The organism is Pseudomonas putida (assembly GCF_028682455.1).
Classification (GTDB): domain Bacteria; phylum Pseudomonadota; class Gammaproteobacteria; order Pseudomonadales; family Pseudomonadaceae; genus Aquipseudomonas; species Aquipseudomonas putida_AA.
In genome coordinates this window covers 84,267-97,648 of record NZ_JANHLD010000001.1, presented here as the reverse complement: position 1 = coordinate 97,648, position 13,382 = coordinate 84,267, and the positions used below count along the sequence as shown (strand labels likewise).

At 62.1% G+C, this 13,382-nt stretch carries 12 protein-coding genes; 4 read left to right on the top strand and 8 right to left on the bottom strand.

Features of this window, described 5'->3' with window-relative positions; genetic code table 11:
* Window positions 1-69: 69 nt before the first annotated feature.
* From NPS58_RS00460 to NPS58_RS00445, 4 genes are all read left to right on the top strand, one after another.
* Window positions 70-1,401 carry a TRZ/ATZ family hydrolase gene (locus NPS58_RS00460; RefSeq protein WP_274112664.1) on the top strand — a complete coding sequence of 444 codons (1,332 nt, stop codon included), beginning with the start codon at window positions 70-72 and terminating at the stop codon, window positions 1,399-1,401.
* Between the two features lie 61 nt (window positions 1,402-1,462).
* On the top strand, window positions 1,463-2,161 hold the full coding sequence (gene ubiG / locus NPS58_RS00455) for a bifunctional 2-polyprenyl-6-hydroxyphenol methylase/3-demethylubiquinol 3-O-methyltransferase UbiG (RefSeq protein ID WP_274112663.1): 699 nt from the start codon (window positions 1,463-1,465) through the stop codon (window positions 2,159-2,161).
* A 2-nt stretch (window positions 2,162-2,163) separates the two neighbouring features.
* Window positions 2,164-2,835: an N-acetylmuramic acid 6-phosphate phosphatase MupP gene (mupP, locus tag NPS58_RS00450; protein WP_274112661.1), complete on the top strand. Its 672-nt coding sequence runs from the start codon at window positions 2,164-2,166 to the stop codon at window positions 2,833-2,835.
* 88 nt (window positions 2,836-2,923) lie between these two features.
* Window positions 2,924-3,664, top strand: a complete 741-nt coding sequence (locus NPS58_RS00445; RefSeq protein ID WP_274112659.1) for a YciK family oxidoreductase — start codon at window positions 2,924-2,926, stop codon at window positions 3,662-3,664.
* A gap of 2 nt (window positions 3,665-3,666) precedes the next feature.
* Here NPS58_RS00445 and NPS58_RS00440 read toward each other — a convergent pair whose 3' ends face one another.
* From NPS58_RS00440 to NPS58_RS00405, 8 genes are all read right to left on the bottom strand, one after another.
* A complete protein-coding gene (locus NPS58_RS00440) occupies window positions 3,667-4,419 on the bottom strand; it encodes a TenA family transcriptional regulator (RefSeq protein ID WP_425313042.1) in 753 nt (250 codons plus the stop codon).
* Between the two features lie 70 nt (window positions 4,420-4,489).
* Entirely contained in the window at window positions 4,490-6,946 is a 2,457-nt protein-coding gene (locus NPS58_RS00435; RefSeq protein ID WP_274112655.1) for an EAL domain-containing protein, read from the bottom strand.
* 107 nt (window positions 6,947-7,053) lie between these two features.
* Window positions 7,054-8,886, bottom strand: coding sequence for an ABC transporter ATP-binding protein (locus NPS58_RS00430; protein ID WP_274112653.1), 1,833 nt, complete (start codon window positions 8,884-8,886; stop codon window positions 7,054-7,056).
* Window positions 8,879-9,511: a DsbA family protein gene (locus NPS58_RS00425; RefSeq protein ID WP_274112651.1), complete on the bottom strand. Its 633-nt coding sequence runs from the start codon at window positions 9,509-9,511 to the stop codon at window positions 8,879-8,881. Before NPS58_RS00425 ends, NPS58_RS00430 begins: the two co-directional genes overlap by 8 nt.
* A gap of 3 nt (window positions 9,512-9,514) precedes the next feature.
* Window positions 9,515-10,453 (bottom strand): rhodanese-related sulfurtransferase, encoded by a 939-nt coding sequence (locus NPS58_RS00420; RefSeq protein ID WP_274112649.1) that lies wholly within the window; start codon window positions 10,451-10,453, stop codon window positions 9,515-9,517.
* Between the two features lie 117 nt (window positions 10,454-10,570).
* Window positions 10,571-11,992, bottom strand: a complete 1,422-nt coding sequence (ltrA, locus tag NPS58_RS00415; protein ID WP_003253430.1) for a group II intron reverse transcriptase/maturase — start codon at window positions 11,990-11,992, stop codon at window positions 10,571-10,573.
* A 488-nt stretch (window positions 11,993-12,480) separates the two neighbouring features.
* Window positions 12,481-12,780: a BolA family protein gene (locus NPS58_RS00410; RefSeq protein WP_274112646.1), complete on the bottom strand. Its 300-nt coding sequence runs from the start codon at window positions 12,778-12,780 to the stop codon at window positions 12,481-12,483.
* Between the two features lie 15 nt (window positions 12,781-12,795).
* Entirely contained in the window at window positions 12,796-13,320 is a 525-nt protein-coding gene (locus NPS58_RS00405) for a DUF2059 domain-containing protein (protein WP_274112644.1), read from the bottom strand.
* Window positions 13,321-13,382: the final 62 nt, after the last annotated feature.

Here is a 13,382-nt window from a genome sequence, read left to right as displayed (position 1 = left end):
AGCGAGCCCCAGGCGCAGACGCTCGGGTATACTTCGCCCTCAGCTCAAGCCCCCCAGGGAAACCTTGCCATGCCCAAACCCGCTACGCCGCTCGACTTGCTGCTCCTGCCTACCTGGCTGGTGCCTGTCGAACCTGCCGGAGTGGTTTTGAAGGATCACGGCCTGGGCATCCGCGAGGGGCAGATTGTGTTCATCGGCCCCAGGGCCGAGGCCGAGCGCCTGGTCGCCAGCGAAACCCGAGAGCTGCCAGGCTGTCTGCTCAGCCCCGGCCTGATCAACGCCCACGGCCATGCGGCCATGACCCTGTTCCGCGGCCTGGCCGATGACCTGCCACTGATGACCTGGCTCGAAGAGCACATCTGGCCGGCCGAAGGTCGCTGGGTCGACGAAGCGTTCGTTCGCGACGGTACCGACCTGGCCATCGCCGAGCAGATCAAGGGTGGCATCACCTGTTTCTCCGATATGTACTTCTTCCCCAAGATTGCCAGCGAGCGCGTGCACAACAGCGGCATTCGCGCGCAAATCGCCGTGCCGTTGCTGGATTTTCCGATACCCGGCGCACGCAGTACCGAAGAAGGCCTGCACCTGGGCGTCGAGCTGTTCGGCGACCTGCGCCACCACCCCCGCATCACCGTCGCCCTGGGCCCACATGCCCCCTATACGGTGAGCGACGAGAACCTGGAAAAAATCCGGGTCATCGCCGAGGAGCTGGACGCGCCGATCCACATGCACATCCACGAAACCGCCTTCGAAGTGGAGCAATCCCTGGCCACCCGTGGCGAGCGCCCGCTGGCACGCCTCGCCCGCCTGGGCTTGCTGGGGCCGCGCCTGCAGGCGGTACACATGACCCAGGTCAGCGACGAAGACCTCGCCCTGCTGGTAGAAAGCAACACCAGCGTGGTGCATTGCCCAGAATCCAACCTCAAGCTGGCCAGCGGCTTTTGCCCTGTCGAGCGCTTGTGGCAAGCGGGTGTGAATGTCGCGGTGGGGACCGATGGCGCGGCCAGCAACAACGACCTCGACCTGCTCGGCGAAACCCGTACCGCAGCCTTGCTGGCCAAAGCCGTGGCCGGGTCGGCGAGCGCCCTTGATGCCCACAGGGCATTGCGCATGGCCACCCTCAATGGTGCCCGTGCACTGGGACTCGACGAAGTCACTGGCTCCCTGGAAACAGGCAAGGCCGCCGATCTGGTCGCCTTCGACCTGTCGGGCCTGGCCCAACAGCCGATCTACGATCCGGTCTCACAACTGATTTATGCCAGTGACCGCGACTGCGTGAAGCATGTCTGGGTCGCTGGCAAGCAACTGCTTGACGAGCGCCGCCTGACCCGCCTGGACGAACAGGTCCTGCATGCCAAGGCATGCGCCTGGGGCCAGCGGATCGGCGAACGTACCGAATAACCGGCTGGCAGCAGGACTGCCAGCCCGTAGCACCTTTATCAGAGTTTCAGAGGACTGTTCCATGAGCAACGTCGACCACGCCGAAATCGCCAAGTTCGAAGCCCTGGCCCACCGCTGGTGGGACCGCGAAAGCGAGTTCAAGCCGCTGCACGACATCAACCCGCTGCGGGTCAACTGGATCGACGAGCGGGTCAAGCTGGCCGGCAAGAAGGTGCTCGACGTCGGCTGCGGCGGCGGCATCCTCAGTGAAGCCATGGCCCTGCGCGGCGCCACCGTGACCGGTATCGACATGGGTGAAGCGCCCCTGGCCGTCGCCCAGTTGCACCAGCTCGAATCCGGGGTACAGGTCGAGTACCGCCAGACCACCGCCGAAGCCCTGGCCGAAGAAATGCCCGAGCAGTTCGACGTGGTCACCTGCCTCGAAATGCTCGAGCACGTGCCCGACCCTTCCTCGGTCATCCGCGCCTGCTACCGCATGGTCAAGCCGGGCGGCCAGGTGTTCTTCTCGACCATCAACCGCAACCCCAAGGCCTACCTGTTCGCGATCATCGGCGCCGAATACATCATGAAGCTGCTGCCGCGTGGCACCCATGACTTCAAGAAGTTCATCCGCCCTTCGGAGCTGGGCGCCTGGAGCCGCGAGGCCGGGCTGAACGTCAAAGACATCATCGGCCTGACCTACAACCCGCTCACCAAGCACTACAAGCTCAACAGCGACGTTGACGTCAACTACATGATCCAGACCCTGCGCGAGGAATGAACATGCGTTTGCGAGCAGTACTTTTCGACATGGACGGCACCCTGCTCGACACGGCGCCGGACTTCATCGCCATTTGCCAGGCCATGCTCGCCGATCGCGGCCTGCCTGCCATCGACGACCAGCGGATCCGCGACGTGATCTCGGGCGGTGCCCGCGCCATGGTCGAAGTCACCTTCGGCATCAAGCCAGAAGCGGCAGAATTCGAAGCCTTGCGCCTGGAGTTCCTGGAGCGCTACCAGCGCGACTGCGCGGTACACAGCAAACTGTTCGACGGCATGGCGGAGCTTCTGGCCGACATCGAGAAAGGCAACCTGCTGTGGGGCGTGGTGACCAACAAGCCGGTACGCTTTGCCGAGCCGATCATGCAGCGCCTGGGCCTGGCCGAACGCTCGGCCCTGCTGATCTGCCCGGATCACGTGAAGAACAGCAAGCCGGACCCGGAGCCGCTGATCCTCGCCTGCAAGACCCTCAACCTGGACCCGGCCAGCGTCCTGTTCGTCGGCGACGACCTGCGCGACATCGAGTCGGGCCGCGATGCCGGCACCCGTACCGCGGCGGTGCGCTACGGCTATATTCATCCAGAAGACAACCCCAACAACTGGGGCGCGGATGTGGTGGTCGATCATCCGCTGGAGCTGCGCAAGGTGCTTGATAGCGCACTGTGCGGCTGCTGACTCATAAAAGCATCGCGGGACAAGCCCGCTCCCACATACAGGAGCGGGCTTGTCCCGCGATGGGCACCACAATTCAAGAGGTAACCCCATGTTCGATTACTCCGCCCGCCCCGACCTGCTCAAGGGCCGGACCATCCTGGTCACCGGCGCCGGTCGCGGAATCGGCGCTGCTGCCGCCAAGGCCTATGCCGCGCATGGCGCAACCGTCCTGCTGCTGGGCAAGACCGAAGGCAACCTGGCCGAGGTCTATGACCAGATCGAAGCCGCCGGCCACCCCAAGCCTGCCGTAATTCCCTTCAACCTGGAAACGGCCCTGCCGCACCAGTACGACGAACTGGCGGCCATGATCGAAAGCGAGTTCGGCCATATCGACGGCCTGCTGCACAATGCCTCGATCATCGGTCCGCGCACGCCGCTGGAGCAGCTGTCGGGCGACAACTTCATGCGCGTCATGCAAATCAACGTAAATGCCATGTTCATGCTCACCAGCACCCTGCTGCCGCTGCTCAAGCTGTCCCAGGATGCCTCGGTGATCTTCACCTCGAGCAGCGTCGGACGCAAAGGTCGCGCCTACTGGGGGGCCTATGGAGTATCGAAGTTCGCCACCGAAGGCCTGATGCAGACCCTCGCCGACGAGCTCGAAGGCGTGGCGCCGGTGCGTGCCAACAGCGTCAACCCGGGCGCCACCCGCACCAGCATGCGCGCCCAGGCTTATCCAGGTGAAAACCCGGAGAACAACCCGCTGCCAGAGCAGATCATGCCGGTCTACCTGTACCTGATGGGCCCGGACAGCACTGGCATCAACGGCCAGGCGTTCAACGCCCAGTAAGCTCAGCCCTCTGCCAGCTCCGCCTGGATCCGGGCGGGCTGGCGCTGTTCCTGCTGCATGCAGCGCTCAAGGAACAAATACATATAGTCGTAGCTCTTGCAGATCGCCCGGCGCAGCTCGACCTGCAATGCCTGCGGCGGATTGTTGCCCGCCAGGGTACAGACGATTTCCAGTGCTTCCCACGGGTGGGAGTCGTCGTACTGGGCATGCATCTTCAGCCACTTCATTGCGCGCTTGCGCCCCTCCTCCGGGAAACCCTGGGCATAGACACCTGTCGAGCAGACCACCGCCGACCACTCACCGGTCGCCCCTTCGATGGCATAGTTGGTCGCGGCGATAGCCACAACCAGCGAGTCGGCAGCGCAGGTATGCCAGCACCAGTCGCTCAAGGCGTTGAGCTCGGTAGGCACCTCCTGGGCCTGCAGGTCCTGCAGGCTGACGCCATGCGCCTGGCTCCAGTACAGCCAGTAGTCGGCATGGTTGAGCTCGACGCGAATGTTGCGCATCAGCCAACGCCGCGCCATATCCTCTCCAGGATGGCGGGCGTAGCGGGTCTTGGTCAGGTTCTTGGCCATGTACAGGGAAAACTGCTCCACCACCGGCCAGCCACCGATCAGGTACTGGCGCATGGTGCGACTACTGAGCCGGCCGTCGCGCATGCGCTGGTACAGCTCGTGCTCCACCACCCGCTGCTTGCTCTGATGACAATCCCTGATCAACTGTTGAGCCCAGAGCGGATAGCTGGAGGCCTCCATCAATGGACCGGTTCGAATAAACGCATCAATCACTGTCAGCTCCTTGTTCCTTGTGATTATTGGCAGATGCTCAGCGAAAGGCCCCTGGTGCCCGAGACAACAGGGGCCTTGCCGCAATCCGTTGGCGCCGAAGACTATCGCAGGTAAACACCTGTGGCCGCTCGATCAGGTAACCCTGGGCGTAATCGACGCCTATTTCCTGCAGGGCCTGTTCGATCAGCGGGGTTTCGACGAATTCGGCGATGGTGCGCTTGCCCATGACATGGCCGATATGGTTGATCACCTCCACCATGGCCCGGTTGACCGGATCATCGAGCATGTCCTTGACGAAACTGCCGTCGATCTTCAAGTAGTCGACAGGCAAGTGCTTCAAGTAAGCGAAGGAAGACATTCCGGCGCAGAAGTCATCCAGCGAGAAACGACAGCCCAGTCCCTTGAGCTCGTTGATAAAGCGAATGGCACTGCCCAGGTTGGCAATGGCACTGGTTTCGGTGATTTCGAAGCAGATCAGATGCGGCGGAATGGCAAACTCTCCAAACAGACGCCGGAGGTACTCGAGGAATTTGTCGTCGCCGATGCTACTGCCCGACAGGTTGATCGCGCACATGGCCAACGGGCCTTCCCGGCGCTCATCGAGGCATTGGCGGATAACCTGGAACACACTGCGCACCACCCAGCGATCCAGCGCAGTCATCAACCCGTAGCGTTCGGCTGCCGGGATGAAGCTGTCGGGCAGAATGATCCGCCCGCTTTCATCGTGCAGGCGCAATAGGATCTCCAGGTGGCCAGCCCCGCCATGGGAGCCGAGCGCGGCGATTTCCTGGGCATACAGGCAAAAGCGGTTCTCTTCCAGCGCCACATGCAGGCGCTGGATCCAGGCCATCTCGCCAAAGCGCATGGACAGCTCGCTGTCATCGGCATGATAGACCTGCACCCGATTGCGGCCTTTCTCCTTGGCCATGTAGCAAGCCATGTCGGCGGCGCGCAGGGAGGCCTCCAGTGTGGTCGGCGCCTGGGTGATATGCACCAGTCCCATGCTCACCGTGGTCATGAACGGGCGCCCCTTCCACACAAAATGCAGGCTCTGCACTGCCAGGCGCAGGCTTTCGGCGATACGCTCGGCCTGCTCCTGCGGGCAATTTTCAAGCAGGATGCCGAACTCGTCGCCACCGAGCCTGGCCAGGGTGTCGCCCTCACGCAGCCCTGCCTGCAACACGGCGCAGATGTGCCGCAGCAGCTCGTCACCCGCGGCATGCCCACAGGTGTCGTTCACCAGCTTGAACTGATCCAGGTCCAGGAAGATCAAGGCATGGCGCGCCGGCTTGCGAGCCAGGGCATTGAGCGCCAGCTCCAGGCGGTACTCGAACTCTCGGCGGTTGGCCAACCCGGTCAGGGCATCATGGGTTGCCTGCCAGGACAGATTGGCGATGTACTGGCGCTCCTGGGTCATGTCATGCAATACCAGCACAATGCCGCTGACCTTGCCTTCTGCCATGATCGGCGCCCCCACCAACGCCACCGACACGGTGCTGCCATCGAGCCGCTGGATCAGCTTGATGTGCTCGCTCCCACCCTTCAGGCCGCCGCTGAGCACATGCTCGAGCAGCGTCCGACCATCTTTCTCGGCATTTTCATCGAGCAGACTGAACAGCGCTGCCAACGGCAGCCCCTGGGCCTGGGCGGCGTGCCAGTGAGTCAATTGCTCGGCCGCCGGGTTCATGTAGGCGATGCAGCCGTCGACATCGGTGGTAATCACACCGTCGCCAATCGACTCGAGGGTGACCTGCGCCCGCTCTTTCTCAACCTCCAGGGCCCTGGCAAATGCCTGGCGCTGGGCAAGCAACTTGCTGGAGCGCATCCAGGCCAGGGCGATCAGGAACAGCGCGGTCGCCAGGTTGGTCAGCAGCAACACCCGCAAAAGCATGCGCGAGCCTTCGCCCAAGGCGTCGCTGAATGCCCGGGCTGCCGGGGCCACCCCCTCGTTGATCTCGGCAATGCGCGCCTTCCACTGGGCCACCGCGGGCGCATCGGCCAGGCCCGAACGGAAGCCCTCGTGCATTTGCCTGGCGACTTCGTCCAGCTGGTTGAGAAAGCCGTCACCCTCCGCCCACAGCGCTATGGCCTTTTTCAGGTAGCTGACTTGACCAAAATTCAGATACAACCAGATCAGGCTGGAGACGTCGTCGGGATGGTTCCCTCCCTGCAGAATACCGCGCCGCGCCGCATACAGGTCCGGGGTAGGCAAATCCAGGGCCACCCGCAGCTCGTGCCCGCCCTGCGGCACGGCAATCGCTCTGCGGTATTTACGAAAATCAGACTCGTCACGGCTGTCGGCGTACAGCGTGAGGTAGTAGATGGCGTCCTTCTGCCCCTTGGACCAGAGGCTTTCCCCTGCCACATAGCCGCGCACTGCCGACAAGGCGTAAAGGCTGATGCTCCCCAGCAATGCCTGAAACAGCACCACGGCAACGAATGGCCAAATAATGCCCAACAACCGTGGTGCTTCGAGAGTCCGATTTCGCTTCATGAGGTCCCTTGCACATAGAGCCGAATGAATCTCTACCTACAACCCCACAGCCTAGGCTATTTGCCATTGAATCTGGAGAGCTTTTCTCAATTACATACCGCGCACTCTCAACTCTGTTGCAAATGCCCATACAGCTTGGCGTATAAGCCGCCACCGGCGATCAACTGCTGGTGATCGCCATCCTCGGCCACATGCCCACCGTCGAATACCAGGACACGGTCGGCCTGCTTCACCGCCGACAATCGGTGGGCAATGATCAACGTGGTGCGCGCACTGAGAAAACGTGTCAGTGCCAGGTGCAGGTTGTATTCGGTGGCAGCATCCAGGGCCGAGGTGGCCTCGTCGAGAATCACCACCTTGGGCTCCGCCAGCACCATCCGCGCAATTGCCAGGCGCTGGCGCTGGCCACCCGACAGCCGCACGCCGGAGCGGCCGACCACGGTATCGAGCCCATGGGGCAAGGCCGCGATGGTGGTATCGAGTTGGGCGATATTGAGTGCCTGCCAGCAGGCTTCGTCGCTGCTGTCGCGCCCCATGGTCAGGTTGGCGCGAACGGTGTCGTTGAACAGCGACGGATGCTGCAGCACCACCGCCACATGTTCACGCAGGGTTTCCAGGCCGATGTCCTGCAGAGTCGAGCCGCCAAAGCGAATGGTGCCTGCCTGGGCGCTGTACAGGCCGAGCAACAGTTGCACAAGGGTACTCTTGCCGCCGCCGCTGGCGCCGACGATGGCCACCTTCTCCCCTGGCGCGATCGACAGGTTCAACTGGTCGAGCACCGGCTCATCGGCATAGGCAAAGCGCAAGCCCTGAACCTCGATACCCACCGTGTCGCGCCCTTTGAAGGGGTCTACCCCTCCTGGATACTGCGGTTCATCGGCGCGTGCCAGCAGCTCGTTGAGCCGGCTCAGGGCACCCCCGGCGGCATAATAGGCGTACTGCAGGTTTAGCAATTGCTCGACCGGGCCGATCATGAACCACAGGTAGCTGAACACCGCCAGCATCTGGCCAATGGACAGGTCGGAGAACAACACGGTGAGCATTGCCGCAGCGCGGAAGATATCGATACCGAACTGGAAGAGCAGGCCACTGGCCCGGCCACTGGCATCGCTTTTCCACTGCGAGGCGACCGCATAGTTGCGTACTTCCTGGGCACGCATGCCCAGGCGCCCAAGAAAATAGCCCTGGCGATTGCTGGCACGGATTTCCTGGATGGCATCCAGGGTTTCCGTGAGGGCCTGGGTGAAGCGCGAAGTACTGTCGTTTTCCAGCTTCTTCAGGTGCTTGACCCGCTTGCCCAACTGCACCGTGGCGAAGATCACCAGGGGGTTGAACAACAGGATCAGCAACGCCAGTTGCCAGTGCATCCAGATCAGGATCCCGGCGGTGCCGGTCAGGGTCAGCATCGCTACCAGGAAGCGGCTCAGGGTTTCGCCAACGAATTTGTCGAGGGTATCCAGGTCGGTAACCAGGTGCGTGGTTACCGTACCGCTGCCCAGGCTTTCATATTCCTTGAGGGAAATTCGCTTGAGCCGCTCGATCAGGCGAATACGCAGGCGATAGACGATGTCCTTGGCAAGACCCGCGAACAACTTGGCCTGGACCACGTTGAAGGCCAGCGCGGCGCACCGCAGCCCCAGGGTCACCACCAACATCAGGCCAATGTAGCCCGCCGCCACCTGCCAGTTGTCCGGGAGGAACTGGTTCATCCACTTGAGCGCGGCGTCGCCATGCCCCAGCAGGACTTCATCCACCAACAGGGGCAACAGCAAGGGAATGGGCACACTGCACAGTGCCGCCAATACGGCGACGCCATTGGCGATCCACAGGGCTTTTTTATGGTGCAGGGCCAGACGGCGGATTTCCGCCCAGCTCAAACGATCGGCAACGGCGGGGGCAGGCCCCGGCACAGGGTCGGGCGACCCTGGCAGGTCAAGCACAGGCGGCCTGCTGTAGCCAGCGTCCGAGCAGTGGGCTCAGGGAGTCCAGGGGCTGGTAGCCATTGGTCAGCAAGGCCAGTTGCCCGTTACGCTCGGCAAGCAAGGTGGGAAAGCCGGCGATTCCCAGATCCTGCACCCAGGTGAAGTCGGCGGCAGTGGCTGCCCGCACTTCGGTGCTGGTAAAACGCTCGGCAAACGCCGAGCGCTCGAAACCGGCCTGCACGGCCAGCTCAACCAGCTTCGGGGCAAGGGTGACGTCTTCGCCACCCTGGTAGAACGCTCGCTGGATCGCGCCAAGCAAGGCCCAGGTGCGCTGCGGGTCAAGGCCGCGGGCCGCCACCAAGGCACGGCAGGCAGGTTCGGTGTCGTAGACAAAGCCGTCCGGCATCGCGCCCTCAAGGGTGAAGGGTTGGCCCGTTGCCTCGTTGACCGCCTGCCAATGCTCCAGGATGTAGCCCCGGGTCGATGCATCCAACGCGCTGCTGCCTGTGCGCAATCCACCTGGCACCAGGTGGGTTTCGACCCCGGCGTCACGCGCCTGGGCGATCAGGGCCTGGGCCACGGGGGCGAACCCCCAGCACCAGGAGCACATCGGATCCATCACATAGAGCAGGCGTGCAGACATCAATCAGGCCTCGGCAGCTTTACGGTAATTGTGGCCGATCGGGTGCGGCATGTTGCGGGCCTTGGCCAACTCGATCTGCTTCTGCCGGTCAATGGCGCTGCGTCGGGTCTTCTCGCTCAAGGTGTCCCAGCAATGTGGGCAGCTGATACCCGGCGAATAGTGCTCGGACGCACGGTCTTGCACGCTGATCGGGGTACGGCAGGCATGGCACTGGTCGTAATCGCCTTCGGTCAGGTCGTGACGCACGGTGACCCGGTTGTCGAACACGAAGCAGTCGCCCTGCCAGCGGCTATCATCCTGCGGAACCTCTTCGAGGTACTTCAGGATCCCGCCTTTAAGATGATAGACCTCTTCGAAACCTTCACCGAGCATGTAGCTGGAGGCTTTTTCGCAACGGATGCCACCAGTGCAGAACATCGCCACTTTCTTGTGCCGCGACGGGTCGAAGTTGGCCTTGATGTACTCGGGGAACTCGCGGAAGGTGGTGGTTTTCGGATCGATCGCGCCCTCGAAGGTGCCGATGGACACCTCGTAGTCGTTGCGGGTGTCGATCAACAGCACTTCCGGATCGCTGATCAGCGCGTTCCAGTCCTTGGGCTCGACGTAGGTGCCGACCTTTTGGTTCGGATCCACGCCCTCGACGCCCAGGGTGACGATCTCTTTCTTGAGCTTGACCTTGGTGCGATAGAACGGTTGTTCGTCGCAGTAGGATTCCTTGTGGTCGATATCCACAAGGCGGGCATCGCTGCGCAGCCACGCCAGCAGGCCGTCGATACCTTCACGGGTACCGGAAACCGTGCCGTTGATCCCTTCTTCGGCCAGCAGCAAGGTGCCCTTGATGCCATTGGCGGTCATGCTGTCGAGCAGCGGCTCACGCAGCTCGACGTAATCTTTCAGGGTGACGAATTTGTACAGCGCCGCCACGACGATAGCTTGGGTCATGCAAAGACTCTCCAGGTGGTCGCCCTCGCAAAGGGCGGACCGGATGATCGAGTAGGAGGCGGATTCACACCCGCCGTCCTCTCACACCACCGTGCGTACGGTTCCGTACACGGCGGTTCAGGTTACGCGGCTAAGCCGGTTAATCGTATCCAGTATCGAGACCAGCCCGAGCCGGTCCCACAGTTTCTTTGGCAGCGCGTAGTTCATATGTTGCGCTCCCGAATTCCACCATGGACCTCGGCCATTGAAGGCTGACTTGTTGGCACGCTCCTCGCTCAACCCCAGGCGCATCAAGTTTCTCAGCCTCGTGGGAGGCTGCTTCCATTGACGCCAGATGACGCAGCGGAGTTTGTGCCTGACCCAACCATCCAGTTCCTCAAGCGGCCGCTTGCTCTGGCTGAGCTTGAAGTAGCTAGCCCAGCCTCTCAGGACGGGGTTGATCCGCTCGATGACAGTCGCCATTTTGCGAGCCCGTACGCTGCGCAGCAGCATTCTGAGCCGGTCGCGTAAGCGGTCTAGGCTCATCCTTGCCACGCGCAGCCTTGGCTGCTGGTGCCAGCTTATCCCATAGCCTAGGTAGTCGCACTTCCACGCCCTTGCCACTTGGCTTTTCTTCCTGTTCACCGTCAGCTTCAGACGTTCTCTCAGGAAGCGCTCGACGCTGACCAACACCCGTTCGCCGGCCCGGGGACTGCGTACATAGATGTTCGCATCATCGGCATAACGTACGAAGCGATGGCCCCGTCGCTCCAGCTCGCGGTCGAGTTCGTCGAGCAGGATGTTCGACAGCAACGGCGAAAGCGGGCCGCCTTGCGGCGTCCCCTCCTGCCGTGGGCTGACGACACCGCCCGACATGATCCCGGCTTCAAGGTAGCGGCGGATAAGCCTGAGTACGCACTTGTCTTTGATCCGACGTTCGATGCAGGCCATGAGGATGTCGTGATTGACCCGATCGAAAAACTTCTCCAGATCGAGTTCCACGCACCAGCGGTGTCCCGCTGTCACATGAGCACGAGCCATCTCGATGGCTTGATGCGTACTTCTGCCCGGACGAAAACCATAGCTGTAGTCCGAGAACAGTGGGTCGAAGATAGGTGTGAGCTGCTGCTGCAGTGCTTGCTGGATCAGGCGATCCACGACGCTGGGGATTCCCAGTTGCCGTGTGCCGCCCTGCGGCTTGGGAATTTCAACCGCTCGCACTGCTTGGGGCTGGTATTCACCGGCCAGTAACCTGGCCTTGAGGGTTGGCCAATACTGTCTCACGTAGCCCGCCAAGTCAGCAACCGTCATGCCATCGGCACCCGGTGCTCCCTTGTTGCTGACCACGCGTTGATACGCACGTCTGAGGTTGGCCGGTGCAAGCACCCGCTCCATCAGCGTGTCCGGCTCCGCGTTCGTCCACGTCACGGACGCCGTCGATACCTTTGCACTGTCAGGCGTCACCCTCGGCTTCTGGCCGGAGCTCGGGATGACAGTTTCCGCTGTGGGAAATTTCTGCATTACGGTTACCAACGAGACGGCGACGCCTACTGGCGGCATAACCTGTTCGGCCCTTGGTGGCGCGGTTAACCGCCACTTACTACGGCTTCGGCTGACTTCTGCACGCTCATCCCGTCGCCTTTCGACGCGCGGTAGCACAATGGCAAACGTACAGATCTCCCAGGGTAATTCGCGCGACCTTCCTGCTTATGCCTGTCGGATCTACGTCACAGCGTTCCGTGCAAGTATTGGGCTTTGGCGATTTGTGCCACCTCACCCCGCTGTGCCGCCTCTATCCGCTTCCTGTTCGTCAGGCCAGCATTTTGCCTCGGGCTTCCTTCAGATTCGCGGTCACCCGCGACACCCTTGCCTCCGGCTAACACTTCCCCTTGCCGGGTGTGTAGAGGACTTTCACCTCCAAGTCACCCGCTTGGCCACCACAGCCAAGCGGGTTGCGCTTACGCGCAACGCGCCATGCCTGGCGCACACAAAAAAAACGCGCCGACGAGCGGCGCGTTGCACATTCTAGCAAAAACCTGACGATGAAATCAGTGTTTGCTACCACCTGCACAGGTGGGTGAAGCCGGTGCTGCGCCGACCTTCAGCCATTCCTCAGGGGTATAGGTGTGCAGGGCCAGTGCATGAAACTGCCCCATCAATTCACCCAGGGTGGCGTAGACCTTCTGGTGGCGCTTGACGCTGTTCAGGCCTTCAAACTGCTCGCTGACCAGCACGGCCTTGTAGTGGGTTTCTTGCCCACGGCTGTGCATGTGGCTTTCGTCGAGCACCGAAAGGTGCTGCGGCGCGAGCGCGGCCAGGCTCTGTTCGATCTTCTGCTGCATGGACATGGGCGGCTCCGCGACTTACTTCTTCGCCGGAGCGGCGGCCTTGCCGGCGTTCGGGTCGAGTTCTTTGGTCATGTCAGCCAGCAGCTTGTTGACCACCGGCACGGCGCTCTCCAGTTTCTGCTGGGTCAGCTGGGCCGACTGCTGGGTAACCTGGGGCATTTTTTCCAGCACTTTCTTGCCCAGGGGCGACTGGTAGAAGGCAACCAGGTCCTTGAGCTCGCTTTCGGTAAAGGTGTTGGTGTACAGCTTGACCATGTCCGGCTTCAGCTTGTTCCAGCCGATGGCCTGGTCCAGGGCGGCATTGGCCTTGGCCTGGTAGCTGTCGAGCACGGCTTTTTTCGAGGCTGGGGCCTTGGTCTGTTCGAAACGCTGGGCAAACATCTGTTGCACCTGCATGTAGACCGGGGTGCCGAGCTTGTCAGCGTGCGCCATCATGAGGAATTTTTCGGCACTGGCGTTGTGGCTGGCGGTATCGGCAAGCACCTGGCCGCTGGCGCAGACCAGCGCAACAGCGGTGCAAAGGGCGCGAAGACGGGTCATCGGAATTCCTTCATTAGCAGAGGAGGTAGTACCCCAGAGTAGAGCATTCTGCGCCGACTCGG

What these genes read in the sequence shown, in the direction of transcription:
- NPS58_RS00410 (WP_274112646.1), bottom strand. Translation starts at nt 12,780, where the DNA reads ATGTCCATGCAGCAGAAGATCGAACAGAGCCTGGCCGCGCTCGCGCCG.
- ltrA (WP_003253430.1), bottom strand. Translation starts at nt 11,992, where the DNA reads ATGCCGCCAGTAGGCGTCGCCGTCTCGTTGGTAACCGTAATGCAGAAA.
- NPS58_RS00435 (WP_274112655.1), bottom strand. Translation starts at nt 6,946, where the DNA reads ATGAAGCGAAATCGGACTCTCGAAGCACCACGGTTGTTGGGCATTATT.
- NPS58_RS00420 (WP_274112649.1), bottom strand. Translation starts at nt 10,453, where the DNA reads ATGACCCAAGCTATCGTCGTGGCGGCGCTGTACAAATTCGTCACCCTG.
- NPS58_RS00445 (WP_274112659.1), top strand. Translation starts at nt 2,924, where the DNA reads ATGTTCGATTACTCCGCCCGCCCCGACCTGCTCAAGGGCCGGACCATC.
- NPS58_RS00440 (WP_425313042.1), bottom strand. Translation starts at nt 4,419, where the DNA reads ATGGAGGCCTCCAGCTATCCGCTCTGGGCTCAACAGTTGATCAGGGAT.
- NPS58_RS00405 (WP_274112644.1), bottom strand. Translation starts at nt 13,320, where the DNA reads ATGACCCGTCTTCGCGCCCTTTGCACCGCTGTTGCGCTGGTCTGCGCC.
- NPS58_RS00460 (WP_274112664.1), top strand. Translation starts at nt 70, where the DNA reads ATGCCCAAACCCGCTACGCCGCTCGACTTGCTGCTCCTGCCTACCTGG.
- NPS58_RS00425 (WP_274112651.1), bottom strand. Translation starts at nt 9,511, where the DNA reads ATGTCTGCACGCCTGCTCTATGTGATGGATCCGATGTGCTCCTGGTGC.
- ubiG (WP_274112663.1), top strand. Translation starts at nt 1,463, where the DNA reads ATGAGCAACGTCGACCACGCCGAAATCGCCAAGTTCGAAGCCCTGGCC.
- mupP (WP_274112661.1), top strand. Translation starts at nt 2,164, where the DNA reads ATGCGTTTGCGAGCAGTACTTTTCGACATGGACGGCACCCTGCTCGAC.